Annotated in this window: 15 protein-coding genes; all 15 read right to left on the reverse strand. The window is 60.4% G+C overall.

Going from position 1 to position 17,358, the window contains the following annotated elements:
* Window positions 1-2,388: a xylulose 5-phosphate 3-epimerase gene (locus tag RCF49_RS12665; RefSeq protein WP_342640244.1), complete on the reverse strand. Its 2,388-nt coding sequence runs from the start codon at window positions 2,386-2,388 to the stop codon at window positions 1-3.
* Window positions 2,385-3,368 (reverse strand): ribose-phosphate pyrophosphokinase, encoded by a 984-nt coding sequence (locus RCF49_RS12670; protein ID WP_342640245.1) that lies wholly within the window; start codon window positions 3,366-3,368, stop codon window positions 2,385-2,387. The genes RCF49_RS12665 and RCF49_RS12670 overlap by 4 nt, the downstream gene beginning before the upstream one ends.
* Window positions 3,365-5,479, reverse strand: coding sequence for a heavy metal translocating P-type ATPase (locus RCF49_RS12675; RefSeq protein WP_342640246.1), 2,115 nt, complete (start codon window positions 5,477-5,479; stop codon window positions 3,365-3,367). Before RCF49_RS12675 ends, RCF49_RS12670 begins: the two co-directional genes overlap by 4 nt.
* Window positions 5,476-6,726: an acetate/propionate family kinase gene (locus RCF49_RS12680; RefSeq protein ID WP_342640247.1), complete on the reverse strand. Its 1,251-nt coding sequence runs from the start codon at window positions 6,724-6,726 to the stop codon at window positions 5,476-5,478. The genes RCF49_RS12675 and RCF49_RS12680 overlap by 4 nt, the downstream gene beginning before the upstream one ends.
* Before the next feature lie 80 nt (window positions 6,727-6,806).
* Window positions 6,807-7,292, reverse strand: coding sequence for a DUF411 domain-containing protein (locus RCF49_RS12685; protein WP_342640248.1), 486 nt, complete (start codon window positions 7,290-7,292; stop codon window positions 6,807-6,809).
* Entirely contained in the window at window positions 7,289-8,497 is a 1,209-nt protein-coding gene (locus tag RCF49_RS12690; RefSeq protein WP_342640249.1) for an efflux RND transporter periplasmic adaptor subunit, read from the reverse strand. The genes RCF49_RS12685 and RCF49_RS12690 overlap by 4 nt, the downstream gene beginning before the upstream one ends.
* A gap of 3 nt (window positions 8,498-8,500) precedes the next feature.
* Window positions 8,501-10,861, reverse strand: a complete 2,361-nt coding sequence (locus RCF49_RS12695; protein ID WP_342640250.1) for an ABC transporter permease — start codon at window positions 10,859-10,861, stop codon at window positions 8,501-8,503.
* A 3-nt stretch (window positions 10,862-10,864) separates the two neighbouring features.
* A complete protein-coding gene (locus tag RCF49_RS12700) occupies window positions 10,865-11,572 on the reverse strand; it encodes an ABC transporter ATP-binding protein (protein WP_342640251.1) in 708 nt (235 codons plus the stop codon).
* Window positions 11,573-11,622: 50 nt separating this feature from the next.
* Window positions 11,623-12,294, reverse strand: coding sequence for a methyltransferase family protein (locus RCF49_RS12705; protein ID WP_342640252.1), 672 nt, complete (start codon window positions 12,292-12,294; stop codon window positions 11,623-11,625).
* Complete coding sequence (locus RCF49_RS12710; protein WP_342640253.1) at window positions 12,291-12,572, reverse strand: DUF2933 domain-containing protein; 282 nt, start codon at window positions 12,570-12,572, stop codon at window positions 12,291-12,293. The genes RCF49_RS12705 and RCF49_RS12710 overlap by 4 nt, the downstream gene beginning before the upstream one ends.
* Before the next feature lie 71 nt (window positions 12,573-12,643).
* Window positions 12,644-13,210, reverse strand: a complete 567-nt coding sequence (locus RCF49_RS12715) for a peptidoglycan-binding domain-containing protein (RefSeq protein ID WP_342640254.1) — start codon at window positions 13,208-13,210, stop codon at window positions 12,644-12,646.
* Window positions 13,211-13,244: 34 nt separating this feature from the next.
* Window positions 13,245-14,699, reverse strand: coding sequence for a multicopper oxidase family protein (locus RCF49_RS12720; protein ID WP_342640255.1), 1,455 nt, complete (start codon window positions 14,697-14,699; stop codon window positions 13,245-13,247).
* A gap of 158 nt (window positions 14,700-14,857) precedes the next feature.
* A complete protein-coding gene (locus RCF49_RS12725; RefSeq protein WP_342640256.1) occupies window positions 14,858-15,328 on the reverse strand; it encodes a hypothetical protein in 471 nt (156 codons plus the stop codon).
* A gap of 81 nt (window positions 15,329-15,409) precedes the next feature.
* On the reverse strand, window positions 15,410-15,619 hold the full coding sequence (locus RCF49_RS12730; RefSeq protein WP_342640257.1) for a hypothetical protein: 210 nt from the start codon (window positions 15,617-15,619) through the stop codon (window positions 15,410-15,412).
* Window positions 15,620-15,784: 165 nt separating this feature from the next.
* Window positions 15,785-17,143: a tyrosine-type recombinase/integrase gene (locus RCF49_RS12735; RefSeq protein ID WP_342640258.1), complete on the reverse strand. Its 1,359-nt coding sequence runs from the start codon at window positions 17,141-17,143 to the stop codon at window positions 15,785-15,787.
* Between the last annotated feature and the right edge of the window lie 215 nt (window positions 17,144-17,358).

Consider the following 17,358-nt stretch of genomic DNA (forward strand, 5'->3'; position numbering starts at 1 on the left):
TTAGCCTTGCTTGGAGGACTTGTGCAGGTCGGCCGGATTTCCCGAGCCATCGATCGCCTTGATCTCGAAATCTCGCAGCAACTCTCCGCGCGGCCAGCCCACGAGCCCTGCCGCAGCATCGACCAGGTGGGCCCACGAACACCGGTTCGCAAAGAGCATGCCGGCGACATCCAGCGTTCCGCCTCGGCTGATATAGCCGCGGGAGACCGTTCTGAGCGGCCCGCCGTCGAGTCTTCGCAACAAGCCGAGCATCGGTTCGGGCCGGGTGTGAGTGACGATGACGCGCGGCACGTTTGGCGGGAACAGGGCCGAGAGGTCTGCATCGCTTGCGGTGAAGGCGCTTTCGATGGCGTCCCGCGGCGCGCGGAAGCGGCCCGGCTCGCATATGGCGGTCACAACGACGTTGTAGCCGCTTGCCTCGATGCGCTCGGCAGCTTTTATGGCTTCTTCGGCTTGATAGGCACCTATCGCGACCAGTTGCAGCTCGGCATTATCGGGCTTGCCGAATACGTGGACGGCGCCTGCGGAGACAAATTGTGTAGCCGCATTGTGATCAAGGCGGTGCGGCATGTCTCGCTTGGACACAATCAAGCAAGCGACCTGACCGCGTCCTTGATAGGCCGAGCGCAGCGCCGCCATTGCGCTGTTGGAGTCGATCGGAAACAGAACCCGGGCGGTCTCCGACATCTCGCCGAGCAAGGCCTCACCTATGGTCGGGTCCTGATGGGATTGCTCGTTCTTGGAATTTTCCCAGGTATGCGAGGTGACGACGAGCGGTACGGAAAGCCATTGCGGCGCTTGGCCGATTTCCCGTTGACGCCGGGCGAATATGATCTCTTGGCGAAGGCCTCCCAGCATTTTCATGGCGAAGGCTTCGTAGCTGACGATGAGATTGATTCCGCCTTTGTTGGCGAGCGCCGCGCCCGCAACGGCTTCCTCATTCAACGCGGTGATCACAGCGCCGTCGACCGCTTCGGCCACCCCAGCCTCCGGCGCGTTCACGCGATGCCGCAGGCGGTCGAGCGCGGCTCCCATGTGATTGGACCGCAATTCGTCCGGATTGCCGAGGCGCGGCCTGAGATTGGGATTGGCGTCCACGACTTTCACGAACCAGCGGTCAAGGGCGTGCATCGCGCAATCGGCCACGTCGCCGGCATTGGTCCATGCAGGCTCCGGAAGGCTGGGCGCCGGGGGATTGCGGGTCGCCAGCGCGTGCTTGCTCTCCAGCACTCTCTTCTGCTGAGAGTGACGTGTGAGCGCAGCCAGCGCTGCGGTCAGTTCGTTCTCCGGCACATGCAGCGCTGCGGCCGCTTCGTTGAAGACACTTCGCGCTGCGGCGTCGCGCGATGAATTGCCGGCAATTGGAAGGTTGTGTGCAGCATTGGTGCCAGCGCCCGCAAAGCCAAAGCCTTTGACGGTTTCGGCAATGATATAGGGAATCCGTGCCGGATATTTGCGATCTGCTCCGTCAACGAATGCCTTGAGGCGCTGCTCGGCGGTCAGGATCCCCCACAAGAAAGCCGCGGGGTCCCGGCCGTCGATCGCGAACGGATCAAATCCGTTGAGTGCAAGATGCCCCGCAAGCCACTCCGCACCGCCTTGCTGGGCAATCTGCGCGCGTTCCTCGATACGCCTTCCATTGAGGATCATTACAGGAACGACAAAGCCGGAATCCTCGGCCCGCCACCAGCGCGGCGTCCAATCCGACCCGCGCTGCTCTTCGAATGCGCCGTCACTCAAGAACGCAACGAGGCTTTCGCCAGGGAGCGGCATATGCACGTACTGAACTTCGGCAAAGCCAAGATAGCCACCCTCCGAGATGGCGCCGGCCGTATTCGGCCCGGCATGGCTTCCAAGCGGGATCGACGGCCGACCGCTCGCGTCGATCGCATAAGAGTAAAAATCAGCAACCAGCCGCGACAGGCCTTCGGCGCTTCGATCGTAGCGACCCTTTTGAGCCGGCGAGACATCTCCGGTCAGCGCATTGATCGCTTCGATGGCAGCTACGCAATGGCCCTGCCCCATCAGCCAGGATCGGGTGGTCCCGGTGATCGTGTTGGCGGCGAGATAGCCGACGAAAGCCGGTACCATGTTGAGCGATCCGCCGGTGTGGCCTTCCGGCGTTTCCTTGAAGGCGTCTGCCGGCAACGGCGCTCCGGAAAGGTCGATACGGCGAGCGTAGGTCATATGGACAACGGTCCACATGCCCGCGCATGCGAGGCGATCGGCAGCCGCAAGCACGCCGTAAAATGTCGCTTCGTCTGGCCCGCCGGATTGGGCGAGACTTGCGGCCAGATCCACGATCCGCCGTATTGTCCCTGACGTATGTTGAATCGGGCCGTAACCTGCTACCCAGCGTTCAAACGCCTGCGATTTCGTTTCACTCATTTAAGTAGCCCACTATCAGGAACGCCGGCATAGGCGGTGAGCGGTTCGGGTGGGCGCCGATGTCGCGTCAAGTTTGTTTGGCTTGCATCGGACTTGCTGAGCGCTGCGGCTACCAACGGTGCCAGCGAGACAGCGTTGCTTGGGTGAACTACTGAATCCGTCGAAACGATGTTTTGGCTGACCGTCTGGAGGCGACTGAAGGAGTCCTCGGCAAAGATGCCGTGAACGACCGCGCACACAGGCATTGCAAATCCCTGGAGCGGCAGCTTTCGCGCGGCCTCGATCATCGTGCGACCGGACGAGGCGATATCGTCGACGAGCACCGGTTGGTGCCCGCGCCATCTTGAAAGGTCAGTCACTTCGATATCGACGCTGCGGTCTCCATGCCGCAGTTTCCGTAACACTGCATAGGGAGCGGAGATTCGCGACGCGATCGCCGATACCCATTGTTCGCTCTCAATGTCCGGGCCAATGACCAATGGCCGCTTCACGTTCGCTGCAATCCAGTCGGACAGCAGTGGCGCCGCATGGAGCGTATCGGCGGGGATGGTGTAGAGGGCGGAAAGCGAAGGGTACCGGTGCAGATGCGGATCGACCGTGACCATCCGGTCGAATGTCGACGAGATCAATCTCGCGAATGTCGTCGACGTTACCGCTTCGCCGGGCTGGAAGCGCCGATCCTGGCGCATATAGCTGAGATAAGGCGCAACCAGCGTTACATCTTTCGCACCGAGGGAACGCGCCGCATCCGCTGCAAACACAAGCGGGAGAAAGTTCTCATCCGGACGCGCAAGCGTGCAGACCAGGTCTACCGACCTACCTTTCACGTCGATTCCGATGCGAACATAGCTTTCTCCGTCCGGAAAGCGCCGGGTTTCGATCTGCCCCAGTTGCCATCCGCCTGCCTTGGCGAGTGTGGCCGCAAAGCGCTCGTTGCCGGACAGCGGCAAAACCAGCCGGGTCTTGTTCGCCGCGCTCACAGGCGCCCCCGATAAAAACGCAGCAGTTGCGCGTTGATCGCGACAATGACGGTGCTAGCGGACATGAAGACCGCGGCAACGGCCGGAGTCATGAGAAAGCCAGTACCGAACGTGATGCCGGCGGCCATCGGAATGGCGACTGTGTTGTAGCCCGTTGCCCAGAGCAGATTTTGTACCATCTTGCGATAGGTCGCGCGCGACAGGCCAAGGATTGCGGCGACGTCGCGCGGATCGCTTCTCACAAGCACAACATCTGCGGATTCGACCGCGACATCGGTGCCGGCGCCGATGGCGACGCCGAGATCGGCCTGCACGAGGGCGGGTGCATCGTTGACGCCGTCGCCCACCATGGCGACAGCCAGTCCCCGCTTCTGCAGCTCCTCAATCTTCTGAGACTTCTGATCCGGCAACACTTCGGCGAAGAACTCGCTGATGCCGAGCTCCTTCGATACCGTCTCGGCGACGCCGCGCGCATCCCCCGTCAGCATAACGGAGGCGATGCCCAATCGCTTCAGTTCAGCGATAGCCTCTCGCGACTCCGGCCGGACGATGTCGGCGAGAGCAAAAAGTGCGCGCGGCTGGTCATCGCGCACGAGCACGACAACCGTCTTGCCCTGCGCTTCAAGCTCTTTCAGGCTGTTGTGCCCGATCGGCCGGCCGGAACGGGCGAGATGGCCGGGGCTGACGATTTGTATTTTTGCGGTTCCAACTTTCGCGACGATCCCTTCCCCCGTGATGTTGCTGACATCGGTGGCCTTTGGGATGTCGATTTCTTGATTATTGGCTTCGGTGACGATGCCATGCGCTATCGGGTGCTCGGACTGGCTTTCGGCGGCAGCAGCAAACGCAAGCTCTTCTTTCTCATCGCCTTCTGCGAGCAAGACGATGTCGCTCACGCCGAACCGACCCTCAGTAAGGGTACCCGTCTTATCAAAGACGACAGCGTTGAGATTTCGCGCGCGCTCAAACGCAGCTCGATCGCGGATCAAAAGACCATTGCCCGCGCTGAGCGAGGTGCTGACAGCGACAACGAGGGGAACTGCCAGCCCGAGCGCATGAGGGCAGGCGACGACCATCACCGTGACCATTCTCTCGAGCGCAAATTGCAAAGGCGCGCCGAGGATGGCCCACCAGATGAATAATGTCCCGAAGCCCACCAGAAGCGCGATGTAGGTCAACCAGGCGGCTGCACGATTGGCGATGTCTTGCGTTCGCGACCTCGTTGCCTGGGCCTTTTTCACCAGATCGATGACTTGGGCCAGATAGGTCGCGTCGCCAACCGCGGTGACCTCGATCGTGACCGCGTTGGCGCCGTTGATGGCACCGCCGATGGCCGTGGCGCCGATCGTTTTCGACACCGGACGGGACTCGCCCGTCAACATCGCCTCGTTGAATCCTGATGAGCCTTCGATAATACGGCCGTCGACGGGCACCTTCGCACCGGGCCGCACCAGCACATGATCGCCCGGTCTCAACGCGGAAATCGGTACCTCCTGCGCGACGCCGCTGGCATCGAGCTTGAAGGCTTTGTCCGGAAGCAGTCGAACGAGTTCTTCCAGGGCGCGCGAGGCACCCATGATGGAGCGCATCTCGATCCAGTGACCGAGCAGCATGATCGCGATCAGCGTCACCAGTTCCCAGTAGAATTCCTGTCCGGGAAAACCGAACGTGACGGCCGCGGAGAAGAAATAAGCGGCCGAGATCGCCAGCGCGATCAAGGTCATCATTCCGGGCTGCCGATTGCGAAGCTCGGACGTGAAGCCAGTCAGGAACGGCCATCCGCCGTAGACATAGGCAATCGTCGACAGCGCGAAGAGTACGTAACTGCTTCCACGAAACGAGAGCACCCCGGAGATGCCGAGCCAATGCTGTATCATCGGCGAAAGCAGCAAGACCGGCGGCGTAAGCAATAGCGTCGCCCAGAAGCGACGCCGGAAGTCGGCAACCATCGCCGCGTGGTCGTGCCCACCATGACCTCCATGGGCCGTATGCGTAGAGCCCGCCGCGGCGACCGCGGTTGCGCCCTCAGCACCGACTTTTGACGACGCACTCGGAGGCGCGCCTGCATCATGCTTATGCGCATGATGCGCGTGATGGTGATCCGCGGTCATGTTTCGACTCCGGGTGGAGCTATGTTTTGGTCGGATTCTGCGGAAGCGCGAAGAAAGTCACTCACATGCTTCGCGATGATAGCTTCCTCGTCGGTCGCGATTGCCTGGACGACAACCGAAGCGCCGGCACTTGAAATCAGCCGGCTTCCCGCATTGTTGCGCCGCTCATCGAGCGCAATGCCGAGATATTCGAGTCCGGCGCAGATGTTTGCTCGGACCATTGGCGCATTGGCGCCGATGCCGCCGGTGAAAACCAGCCGATCGATTCCTGCCAGCGAGGCAGTGAGGCCAGCAATGCGTTGACGAGCGTGATAGCAAAACACATCTACCGCTTCTCGGGCGGCGGGCTCATCAAGCTTGTCCAGCAGCTCTTTCATGCTGCCCGACAGTTGCGAAAGGCCCCGCATACCGGACTCGGAGTAGAGCAACCGGGTCAGACCCTCGATCGTCATGTCCTTCTGCGCCGCGAGATGGAGGACCAGGCCCGGATCCAGATCGCCGCTTCGTGTTCCCATCGGGAGACCTGAAAGCGTGCTGAATCCCATCGTGGTCTCGATGCTTCGACCCTCCTTGATGGCGCACACCGAGGAGCCGCCGCCAAGATGAGCGACGATGATCCGCTCCTTGGCAACGTCGACACCGTCTCGCCGTAACTCCTCGAGGATGTATTCAAATGAGAGGCCGTGATAGCCGAACCGACGGATACCTTTTGCAAAATAGGAGCGCGGCAGCGTCGTTAGCTGTGCGAGCCGGGGCATATCCCGGTGAAAGTCGGTATCGAAGCATCCGATCTGGGCCAGATGAGGAAGCATTCGCCGCGCTGCCGCTATGCCTGCTAAATTGTGCGGCTGGTGAAGCGGCGCGAGCGCCGTGAACTCATGTAATTTTTCTTCGGTGTCCGCGGTGAGGATAACGGGTCCCGCGCTGCAGCGGCCTCCATGAACGATACGATGACCGACCGCCGCGAGACCGGCAGACCACGCGCTCTCTTTGATGAGTTCCTCGATCAGGCGGAACGCTTCTGTGTGGTCGGCGATCCGCTCCTGCCGACGATGCAGGTCGACGCCTCTTGAATCGCGCACGGATATCAAGCCACCATTGCCGATCTGCTCGGCTGCCCCATACAGAAGGCGCCTGCCGGGACTGGAATGAGAGAAAATCGCCCATTTCACACTCGACGAACCCGCGTTGAAGGCCAGAACCGTGGGTACGTCAGCGTCGAATTGAGCGTCTCTAGAGCGGGTCATCGGTCGGCCGTTTCATCGCTTGAGACGCGACGTATGCTGGCATTTTCCACTTCAAGCAGCCGCACATTTCGCATCTGGCCTCAAACCAACTTGTCGCCCTTGTAGCAGCCCCAGGAAAGCCGCCCGTGCTCGCCAAAGAGAGTCACCTCATAAACTTCATGAACTTCGCCGGGCATGCCGGGCGAGCCGGACGGCATTCCAGCTACAGCAATCCCCCTCGCGACCGGCCGTTCCGCGAGAAGGCGCTTGATGGCGGGAATGGGCACGTGCCCCTCGAGGGCATAGCCCGCGACGGTTGCGGTGTGACAGGCGGCAAGATCGTCAGGAACGCCAAGTTTGGACTTGAGGGCCTGCACTGCATCTGCGTCGTTGATCACGCTCACGGGAAAGCCAGCGCGCCGGAGATACGCTACCCAGCCGTTGCAGCAGCCGCAATTCGGATCCTTGGTGACCGCAATTTCCAACGATCCTTGCGCGAGCACGTGGCCCGGCAACGCGACGACTGCTACTGCGCCTATCAAGTGCAACATTTGCCTGCGATTCATGATGGCCTCCGCAATGTTCACTGCTCGCGCTCGGCGACACGCACGCCGTCTCTGACACGATCGCTTGGATGAAGAACGACCCTATCTGTCGGCGAAAGGCCCGAAAGAACCTGCGCGACCTGTCCGTTTCTCTGTCCAATCTTGACAATCGTCGGCCGCGCGCGACCGTCTTTCACAACGAACGCGGACCATTCATCGCGTGTGCGATAGAGCGCGGAGAGTGGAACCATCAGCGCATCCTCGCTTCTCCATGCGACAATATGCACGAGAACCCGAAAGTCATGTCCAAGTCCAAGTCGAGCTTCGGGCGTACCGGTAAAATTTATGGTGGTACGCACCCGCTGCTCTTCAATTCCCAGCGCCGAGACTTTTACGAACCCTGCGGGATCTACGCGCAAAACACTGCCGCGCAGGGGCTCCCCGCCCCAACCGTCGATGACCACCGACGCGCCCGGTCTGATACGAACGGCATCGGTCGATAGAAGGTCCGCCACGACTTCGAGATCGAGATGATTTCCGATTTCCAGCAACGGCGCGCCGGCTGCGACCACGCCCTCGCTGTCCTGGATGATCCTGAGAATGCGGCCGGCGACTGGCGCCCGAAGTTGGATGCAGCATGATGTATTGGCACCCGCAACCGCGTCAGGGCCTTCCACACGCGCAGCGACGGTTGCCCGCTCATTGCGGCGGACCTCGAGTTGAGCCTTCGCGCTTGCGAGCGCGGCGTCATTCGCCTCTGCATCAAACTTTGCTTTGTCGAGGGCCTTGCTGGAAATGGCCTGGGTGCGCGCCAGCGCCTGTGCGCGGTCAAGCTCGGTACGAGTGAATCTCAAGGAGGCCTCGATCCGTCGCACCTCGGCTTCCGCCGAGCCCACGGCTGCATCGGCTGCCGCCAAGGCGCTTACCAGTTCCTGGTGCGTCCGCGCATCATGAAAGCTCGGCGTTAAAGGCTGCATCACCGCGACGACCTCGTCCGCCGCGACCTCGTCGCCGACGTGCCGCGGCGGCGATATTCTTAGAACGCGTCCGGCAATCGGTGCCGAGACTGAATAGATGTGGCCGATGCGGGTTTTTCCCTCCTCGTCCACCGTCACCTCCATCGGGCCGCGAACGACCGTGGCGAGATCGACCGGGATTGGCTTTGGCCAGGCAAACCAAGCGACGCCGGCAAGGATCGCTGCAGCCGCTGCCGCAAAGGCAAGTCTCTTGGTCCACTGGCTCGGCATATTCTAATCCCTCGTTTTCAATACCGCGACCAGGTCAAGCCGGTTCACGCGCGCACGAATTACCGCGGCCGATGCTATGGCGGCCGCTAGAACGATGCCGCTTGCCAGGAGATAGGTTTGGTCTGCAACGACGAGGCGCACACGCATGATTTCCCCCGCCAGATTGGCTTGCATGATAGCGGCAAGTCCAAATCCAAGAACCCAACCAAGCGGCTGTGCTGCGAGTGTTAAAACGGCGAGCTCCAGCAACAAAATTCGGAAGACCTCCTGTTGGGTAAAACCCAGAACGCGAAGGCTTGCCAACTCTCTGGCGCGTTCAGAAAGTGATACCCGGGCACCGTTGTAGACAACGCCGCAGGCGATGCATGCGGCAAGCACCGTATAGATGCCGGCCATCGTCGTGATGAGCAGCGCGATAACCTGGCGAAACGTTTCCAGCGAACGGCGCTGCAGAGCAAGAGCACCAATGGCCGGCGTCAACTTGATGGCATCAAAGAACTGCTGCTGCCAGATTGGATCGAGGCTGACATTGACTGCGCTGATGCTCGGCGCTTCGCGCATAATCCGTGCAAGCGACGCAATCGACGTCATTCCTCTAATTCCGAAATAGTCCTCGACCAAGGCCGTAACCGGCAGAGCAACGGTTCTTCGTTCTCCCTCGAGTATGTCAATTTCCACACTTTCACCGACGCCGACGCCGAGGATTTTCGCGAGCATGCTCGACAGCGCGATCCCGGTTTCTGGCAAGGCGACCGGCCGCAGGTTCACGTCAATGACTCGGCTCAGATCCGGCGATTCAGGATAGGCGTTCACCGTGATCCGGCGCTCGATCGATCCATTCCGTATTCTTGCGGGCACCTCCCTGCGCGGCTCGGCCGCTAGAACGCCCGGCATTCGCGCGACCTGCATGACGGTCTCCAGGGGCCTTCTCTCGACGAAACTTACCGTCGCGTCCTGCCGATCGGCTTGGAAGTATATGACCTCGACAAGCTGCTCCATCGTGTCACGCGTAAACAGCGACACAATCAGGATGGCTGTTGAGAGGGAAATGCCCAACATCGTGAAAGCCGCCCTGATCGGATGGCTGGCGACGTTCCGAATCATGATCCTCGTCGATTGCGGCAGGACCCCGCGTCCCCATCCGGCCGGAAGCAGTTTTCGGAAGCGCCGAGGTGTTGGAGGCTGCATGGCCACCGCCGGCGGCATCCTGGCCACCTCGATGAGCGATCGAACCGCGCCGAGCGTCGCCGTCAGCAAGCTGAGCGCCGCCGCCAATACGTAGAGGTCAGCACTCTTGTCGAAAACGAGGAATGGAAAATGAAAGAAATCGCCGAATAATTGCGTGATCGTCGCACCAAGCAAGGTGCCCGCCACACTTCCGATCACAACGCCAATTGCGACGATCACGGTCACGAATTTCAGATAGTGCGCGATAACCTGACGGCTACGGTATCCAACGGCCTTGAGCAGCCCGATCTGCTCTCGCTCGAGCGCAACAAGCCGGCCGAGTGTCAGGTTCACGAGATAAGCCGAGACCAGAAGAAAGATCGGCGGCAATGTCCGGCTCATATTCCCCAGCATGTCCAGCTCGTGGTCCAGCCACGCATGCGACGTCTGATCCTTTCGCCCGTACGCGGCCCTCCCTCCATAACGCTCGAGCAGAGCGTCGATCCGCAGCATCACCTCGCGCTCCTGAGCGTTGCGCATGAGTTTCACGGCGACTGACGAGAATGCGCCCTCGAGATCGTAGGCGCCGGACAGCGCCTTTTCCGGCATCCAGATGATGCCGAAGCGGCTATCGTCAGGCATCAGATCGCCAGGCCCTACTGCGTAAATAAACTCAGGCGACAGTGCGACGCCGACAATCGTCAACTCACGTTTTCGGCCGTTCAAGACCGCCGAAAAGCGCGAACCCGGAGACAGGCGATGGGCCTTGGCAAAACTTTCGTTGACGAGGACCTGATCTGTCCTCCCGGACTCCGGCATGTTGCCCAGCCGCATGTACAGCCGATTGAGCGATGCGGTGCCGGACTCGGGCAGCGAGACGAACTGACCAGTCGCGGGCGCCGAATAGCCCGGGATGTCGAGCAAGGCGAGCTTGGCAATCCGACCCTCGACCGCGGCAACACCCGGGATGAGCGCGATTTGGCTCAAGACCGACTTTGGCGCGCGGCGCACGGTCGCGAACACGTCCGCAAAAAAGTAGCGCTCGTAATAAGCAGCCCTGGTTTCTTCGAGCGATCGATAGGAGCCAACCGCCATCAGCAAGGTTGCGACGCCTCCGGCGACGACCAACGATATCGCCAGGACTTGCGTCCACAATCGACGCAAGTCCCTGAACAGTTTGATATCGAGCGCGCGCATGGCTTACCAATGCAGTTCGGCCGCCGGGAGGCGCGCTTCATTGATGTTGATGCGAGAGATCCGACCGTCTGCAAAGTGAAGCACCCGGTCGGCTACGCCCTGGATGCTGGCGTTGTGAGAAATAATGAGCGTGGTGGTTCCAAGTTCTGAATTCACTTTCAACAGTGCCTCAATGACACGAATGCCTGTTTTCGAATCGAGCGCACCCGTCGGCTCGTCACACAGGAGAACTTCGGGCCGCTTGGCGATCGCGCGTGCAATGGCAACGCGCTGCTGCTCACCACCGGATAGCTGCGCGGGAAAATGATCCATCCGCGCCTCCAAGCCGACCAGCGCGAGAGCTTCCTCGGGCCGCATCGGGTCTTTGGACACTTCCGTGACCAAGGCGACGTTCTCGTAGGCCGTGAGGCTCGGAATCAAGTTGTAGAACTGAAAGACAAATCCGACGTGATCGCGGCGGTACAGGGTCAGAGAGTTCTCATCGAGTTCGGTCAACTCAAGCTTCTTGAAGAAGAGACGCCCGCTGGTCGGGCGGTCCAATCCGCCGATGATGTTCAACAGTGTCGATTTTCCACTGCCCGAAGGCCCCAGAAGAACGATCATCTCGCCGGCCAGAATCTCGAGATCAACGCCTCTAAGGGCGAGAACCTGAGTTTCGCCAGACGCGTAACTTTTCGTTAAGGCGCTGGCCGAGAAGATTTTCTCTCTCATTCAAATCGCCTGAACAAATAAGCCGCTATGGAGCCTTGCATGTCGCTTCATCAACCTTGGCGAACCTGCGCTGTCGATTTCCCGAAGAGGCGATTCAGCTTCGGCACAAATCCAGGCACTTCGGCCGCATAGCTTTTGTAGACATCGCCGAACTCGGCGACGACGTCATGTTCTTCGCTAAAGGCGAGCCGCACATACATGAACGTCAACACCGGAAACATCGCGAGCGTCAGCAGCGTCGGCCACTGAAGCAGGAATCCGGCCATCACCAAAATGAACCCGACATATTGCGGGTGGCGCACGTAGCTGTATGGGCCAGTTGTAGCAAGCGTTCGTTTTTTTTGCGCGGCAAACAGCACGCTCCACGACGAAGCGATCAGAGCGAAACCGCCGCCGATCAAGATAAAGCTCAGGATGTGAAACGGACCGAAATGCGGATTGGTCTTCCAGCCGAATGCCATTTCAAGAAAATGGCCGGCGTCGTGCGAGAACCAGTCGATTCCTGGGTAACGCGATTGGAGCCAGCCGGAGAGAAAGAAGATGCTCAGTGGAAAGCCATACATCTCCACGAACAGCGCTATCACGAATGCGCTAAAGGCGCCGAAGGATCGCCAGTCCCGCGGGGTGTCCGGTTTGAAGAAGCTGTACGCGAACATGATGAAGACAACGGAGTTGATCAGCACCAAGCTCCAGAGCCCGTAAGAAGCTGTTTCTCCGCTCATTGGGCTTTCCCTTCCGAATTGGATTGAGTGCGTCTACGATGGCCGGCGTGGCCACCATGCCCTCCGTGCATAAACATGTGCAGCAGCGGGCATGCGATCAAAGGCACCCACAGCCACAGCCCAAGCACATGCGCACGGTGCTCTGTGAACATAAGCGCTCCAGAAATGAGTAGAAAGGCGATGAAGACCCAACCCATCGGAGAGGACCAAAAGCCTCTTGCCGGCGGTTCGTCATGTGCGTGATCATGCGATGACATCTGTTGTTCTCCTGTCTGCATTTGCCGGCGTTCAAGCCATTAGACGGCGTTGAAGTCCTGTCGCCTGCCTCATCCCCAGCCGATGCTTAAACTCACCGGGGCGGCATGGGACTGGTCTGACCAGGCATCGTCTGTCCGGGCGTCATCTGCCCCTGCATCATCTGCATCATCTGCATCATGCCCTGCATCATCTGGGTCATGCCCTGCATCATGGTCTGCATCTGCCCTTGCATCATGGGGCAGTTCATCATCCCGCCAGGCATCTGGCCCGGCTGCATCGGCATCTGAGGCGGTATCTGCGGCTGCGCAGACGGGCCGGCTGACGGCGGCGTCGCCTGCGCAACCGTCGGCGATTGCGCGGGTAATGCGCTCACCGACACGCCGAGCTTGCCGAGCGTCGCCTGGTCCGGCTCGCCGGTGACGGGAAGGTGATGCTGCGACTGATATTTTCGTACAGCGGCGCGCGTCTCGTCATTGAGGACGCCATTCGCCGCGACCGGAATACCTTGCTTGCTCAAAGCCTCCTGCAAGGCCTTGACCACAGTTTCGGACAGCGCGGCTTGCGCATATGCGGGCATAGTCGCGGACGCGCCGGCCAGCACTATGGCGAGCGCAACAGCGGTTGCGCTGAGACGGATGACTTTGAGCCGGGATCGCATGGTTTTGTTCCTTTCAGGTTTTTGAACTTGCACGTCAGGTTTCGTAGCTGACCGTCGCCATCATGCCGGTCGCCATGTGGTAGAGGTGGTGGCAATGAAACGCCCACTGGCCGGGATTGCCGGCATCGAAGGCGATGGTGACGGACCGCATCGGCGGGATGTGAACGGTGTCGCGCACCGCGCCGGCAAACCGCTTGCCGTCAATGGCGACAACCTGGAAGTGGTGGCCATGCAGGTGCATCGGATGCGCCATCATGCTGGCATTGGTCATCGTCACCTCGACACGGTCGCCCTTGCGCACCACGAGCTTCGGTGTCGTCTCGAGGCCCCAGACATAGCGCTGCATGTCGCCGCTCAGCGTCATGTCGAAGCGTTTGCTGGCAGCGCGCGCGGCAAGCGGAACACTCGCCCGCAGGTTCTGTTCGAGCTTCAAATCGACGACCGGCCCGGCAGCCTCTGCGTTCGAGGCGATCTTTCTGACCGTGGCGTTGGCCGGCGCGAGCAGGATGCCGGTCTGCTCCCGCGCCCCTTCGCGCAGGGCGAGAACGGGGAAGGCTTCAACGTTGCGCGGCAATTCGAGGCGGATATCGAGCCGCTGACCCATCGCGATCGGGAAGCGGCGCCCCTTCACCGGCGCGATGTCCTGGCCGTCGACCGCAATCAGCGATCCTTCGATCCGGCCGATATCGATGGTAAATGCGGTCGCTGTCGCGCCGTTGATGATGCGCAGACGGACCCGTCCACCGGCTTCGACCTTGACGACTTCGGGATCTTCCAGCGTTCGGTCGTTGGCAAGATACGCGTCATAGTCGATGTCGTTGAGGTCCATGCTCACCGGCGTCGCGCCCTTTGACATCGTCATTCCGGGCATCGACATGCCGGACATCCCCGGCATTGCATGTCCCATGCCGGAATGATTCATCGCGGCGGGCCCACCTGGGCTGGCGCCGCCCTTGAGGCGGCCGAGCAATTCCTCGGGCGTCGAGAACGAGAAATCATGGAGCAGGATCACGACCTCTTGCTCATCGCGGCTGCGCGCGTCGGCATCGCGTACTATTAGGGGAGCTGCCAGCAGGTTCTGCTCCTGAAGCGTGTGGGCGTGCATCCAGTGGGTGCCGGCGCGGCCAACCGGGAACTGAAATTGCCGATCGGCTTTTGAAGCCAGGAGGGGAGTCGGCGCATCCGCAACGCCATCCTGGTCCCAAGGAGGCGTAAGACCGTGCCAATGAATAATAGTTCCTTCGGGCGTTTCGTTGCGCAGCGCCACATTGAAAATGTCGCCTGCAGCAAACGTCAGTCCGGTCGATCCGTTCTGCTGGACAAGACCGAACACCTTGGCAGCCCGTCCCTTGACGTCGATGGTCCGCTGCACGATGCGCAGCAACTTGCTTCCTTCCGGAGCGGCGGCGAAAGCGTGCCGGTTTTCGACAGGCAGCACGGCGGCCGCGGCGCCATACAAGGCGGCATTGATGAATTCACGACGATTCATGACATCCTCGATCCCTGGTGAAGGCGGAACTTCAGCGCCTTCGATGGAAGCGTTGAACAAAGGCCGGCTTTTTTCCTGCCGACGGAAGCTGAGATGTGACTGAGAAACTGCCCCAGCTCAGGGGCTCGCGAGCAAAGCGACGCTCGCCTTCGCCGCCCTCAGGCAGCGGATCGAGGCGGATGGAAGATCACGCCTGGCGCGCTCAGCGTCGGATCGGACGATGAAGCCGGCAAGAGGCGTGACGGTCGCGCCGTTGTTACCGCTGGAGCCCAAGCGGCCGCTATCGTCGCCGAAAGCGAGCCGCAGCTCATACCAAAACATCCGGCGCCGCGATGCTGATTGCCACCGCAGCAACCGGAAGATCCTGCTGCCTTGAAATTCGGCGTGAGTGCGATGACGAATGTGCCGCGCTCGGGAGCGCTCAAAGCCGTTTCGCTTTGACCGAGTTCGACGTCTACGACGCTTATTTCCTGATGCAATTCATCGCGCACCACTTTATCGGAACAGGCGGAGGCCGGCGCGTAACCGAACCCCGCAACAAGAATTAACACGATGGAAGCGAGCAGAACGCGGATGAGTCCGCGATTGATCGCAACACCGGTCGCATTCCTTTGACATTCCGAAAGCATCGGTCGCATCCATCCGAATGCTAACAGGGTAGTCGCTCGCCGCTAGAAGGCGATTGACTTAAATCAACACGGCGAAGATTTCTAATCGCGCCGGTCGATCTTTGCCGTCGATCTCGAGCCGCCGCATCCGCATGAGGACTGGGCGGCCTTGACGGGCGCCTGCTCCTGGCAGCACTCGTGATCCGCCTTCACCGTCGCATGTCCCTCCTCGGCTTCCACCGTTTTCGCTCCGCAACATTCGTGTTCATGACGAACGTGGACGTCGCCTGTCTTGTGCGTGGTCTCGGCCATGGTGTGCTCCTCTCGTTAACTATTGAATGGGAGCACGACGTCCGTGGACGGACCTTAATCCAGATCAATTCGACGGCCAGAGCGATACATATCTGCCGAGCTTGCAAAGACACACGGACCTACGACGGCACGTTTCGTGATGGAGACTATGGGCAAGCCACAGAACTACGCCGCGAGGCGCGACTCTTCCTTCAAATCTTGAGGCCTCCCGCCAACGGCCTTGCGAAGGAAGCGGGCAAGAGCCGCCTTCCGGGAATCGCGATCGAGTGCATAGTCGGTTTGCTTGAACTCCACGCCATCGAGTAGTCCCCCGATGTAGCCAGAGATCGTGTCCGCCGCCATGATCAGCGCGGTGTCGAGCGTATGAATATATTTGCTCGTGACAGAGCCTTTGGCATGTCCGACCAAGGCCGCAATCGTAACCTCGGTAAAGCCGAGGTCGTTTGCGATACTTGCGAAGCTGTGCCGCAGGACGTGCGGGGTAATGTCAGAAAGTAATGTATCTTCGAAGATCTTCTTCCAGTGATTGGGGAAGCTGCCGAAAGGATTGTCATCGCCTTGGCCGGGGAAAACGTAGGTCCCCGCATTTTCGGTCCTGCGGCTCTCCAGATAGTCGACAACCGGAAGACCGATCGGCCTGACCGAGGCGCCTTCCTTGCTGTCGATCAACCGCAGGCAGCTCGCTTCTGTGTCAGCCTCCTCCCACCGCAATGAGAGCATCTCCGAGCGGCGGCACCCAGTGAGAGCGATCTGGCGGATGATCTCTACTGTCATCTCATATCTCTCGTCCTTCGCGGCCTCCTGAAGGATCGCGCCGAGCGTTCGATACTCAGCCTCGGTCAATCGGCGTTTGCGAACGTTGTCCTTCGGCTTCCGGACCCCGTGCGCCGGATTCGCCTCGATGATTCCCGCCTCCACGGCATAAGTGAGGATGCCGCCGAGCAGACCGACGGTCCGCGTGGCCGTGCCGGCGCCGCCACGTACGATGGCCTTCCCGCGAAGCTTTTTGGTCTTGACCGACACACGGGTCTTCCCCGCCATGATGTCCTTCAGGACCTTGTTGATGTCGGCTTTCGCAAGGTCTTTGACTCGCCGCGTACCGATGAGCGGAATGATGTGACGATGGATGCGTCCGGTATCCGTGACGATCGTGCTGGGCTTCTTCGGGCGATCTCCCTTGCCGAGAATAAGACCGGCCTCCAAATCTCGGAGGTACAGGTCACACAACTCCTTGACGGTGATTGCCTTGTGATCGAGTTGCCGTTCCTCTGCAGGATTGTCGCCTCGCGCAACGCGGCCCAACTGCGCTTTCGCTTCCTGTCGCGCTCCTTCCGCCGTCCACACACCATGCAGGCCAATGGTGTAACGTCGCGAGCGACCTGCGGATCGGTATTGAATGATGTAGCTGCGCTTGCCCGACGCGAACACGCGCAGACCGAAGCCGGGCAATTCGTCGTCCCAGATGACGTAATCCTTGCCGCGGACTTCAGCGGCATCGACGACTCTCTTCGTAAGCTTAGTCATGGGCCTTCTCCAATTCAGGCCCATTGTTCGCGTAAGCACAGCGTAAGCAGCCGGAGCGAAGTCGGGGCGTACGCCAGGATAAGCCCGACAAAACGCTCATTGCAAATTCTTCAATCGTTTTAGTGGGATAGCGTAGCATGGCGTGCCCTATCGCGTTTTCGCGTAGGACTCTCTAGCTTGCTCCGAAGGCAGAGGTCACACGTTCGAATCGTGTC

The sequence above is a fragment of the Rhodoligotrophos sp. CJ14 genome (assembly GCF_038811545.1).
GTDB classification, from domain to species: Bacteria; Pseudomonadota; Alphaproteobacteria; order Rhizobiales; family Im1; genus Rhodoligotrophos; species Rhodoligotrophos ferricapiens.

Bases quoted from the DNA above. Each gene is read 5' to 3' on its own strand.
- RCF49_RS12665 (WP_342640244.1), bottom strand. From the start codon at position 2,388: ATGAGTGAAACGAAATCGCAGGCGTTTGAACGCTGGGTAGCAGGTTAC.
- RCF49_RS12675 (WP_342640246.1), bottom strand. From the start codon at position 5,479: ATGACCGCGGATCACCATCACGCGCATCATGCGCATAAGCATGATGCA.
- RCF49_RS12680 (WP_342640247.1), bottom strand. From the start codon at position 6,726: ATGACCCGCTCTAGAGACGCTCAATTCGACGCTGACGTACCCACGGTT.
- RCF49_RS12690 (WP_342640249.1), bottom strand. From the start codon at position 8,497: ATGCCGAGCCAGTGGACCAAGAGACTTGCCTTTGCGGCAGCGGCTGCA.
- RCF49_RS12695 (WP_342640250.1), bottom strand. From the start codon at position 10,861: ATGCGCGCGCTCGATATCAAACTGTTCAGGGACTTGCGTCGATTGTGG.
- RCF49_RS12700 (WP_342640251.1), bottom strand. From the start codon at position 11,572: ATGAGAGAGAAAATCTTCTCGGCCAGCGCCTTAACGAAAAGTTACGCG.
- RCF49_RS12705 (WP_342640252.1), bottom strand. From the start codon at position 12,294: ATGAGCGGAGAAACAGCTTCTTACGGGCTCTGGAGCTTGGTGCTGATC.
- RCF49_RS12710 (WP_342640253.1), bottom strand. From the start codon at position 12,572: ATGCAGACAGGAGAACAACAGATGTCATCGCATGATCACGCACATGAC.
- RCF49_RS12715 (WP_342640254.1), bottom strand. From the start codon at position 13,210: ATGCGATCCCGGCTCAAAGTCATCCGTCTCAGCGCAACCGCTGTTGCG.
- RCF49_RS12720 (WP_342640255.1), bottom strand. From the start codon at position 14,699: ATGAATCGTCGTGAATTCATCAATGCCGCCTTGTATGGCGCCGCGGCC.
- RCF49_RS12725 (WP_342640256.1), bottom strand. From the start codon at position 15,328: ATGCTTTCGGAATGTCAAAGGAATGCGACCGGTGTTGCGATCAATCGC.
- RCF49_RS12730 (WP_342640257.1), bottom strand. From the start codon at position 15,619: ATGGCCGAGACCACGCACAAGACAGGCGACGTCCACGTTCGTCATGAA.
- RCF49_RS12735 (WP_342640258.1), bottom strand. From the start codon at position 17,143: ATGACTAAGCTTACGAAGAGAGTCGTCGATGCCGCTGAAGTCCGCGGC.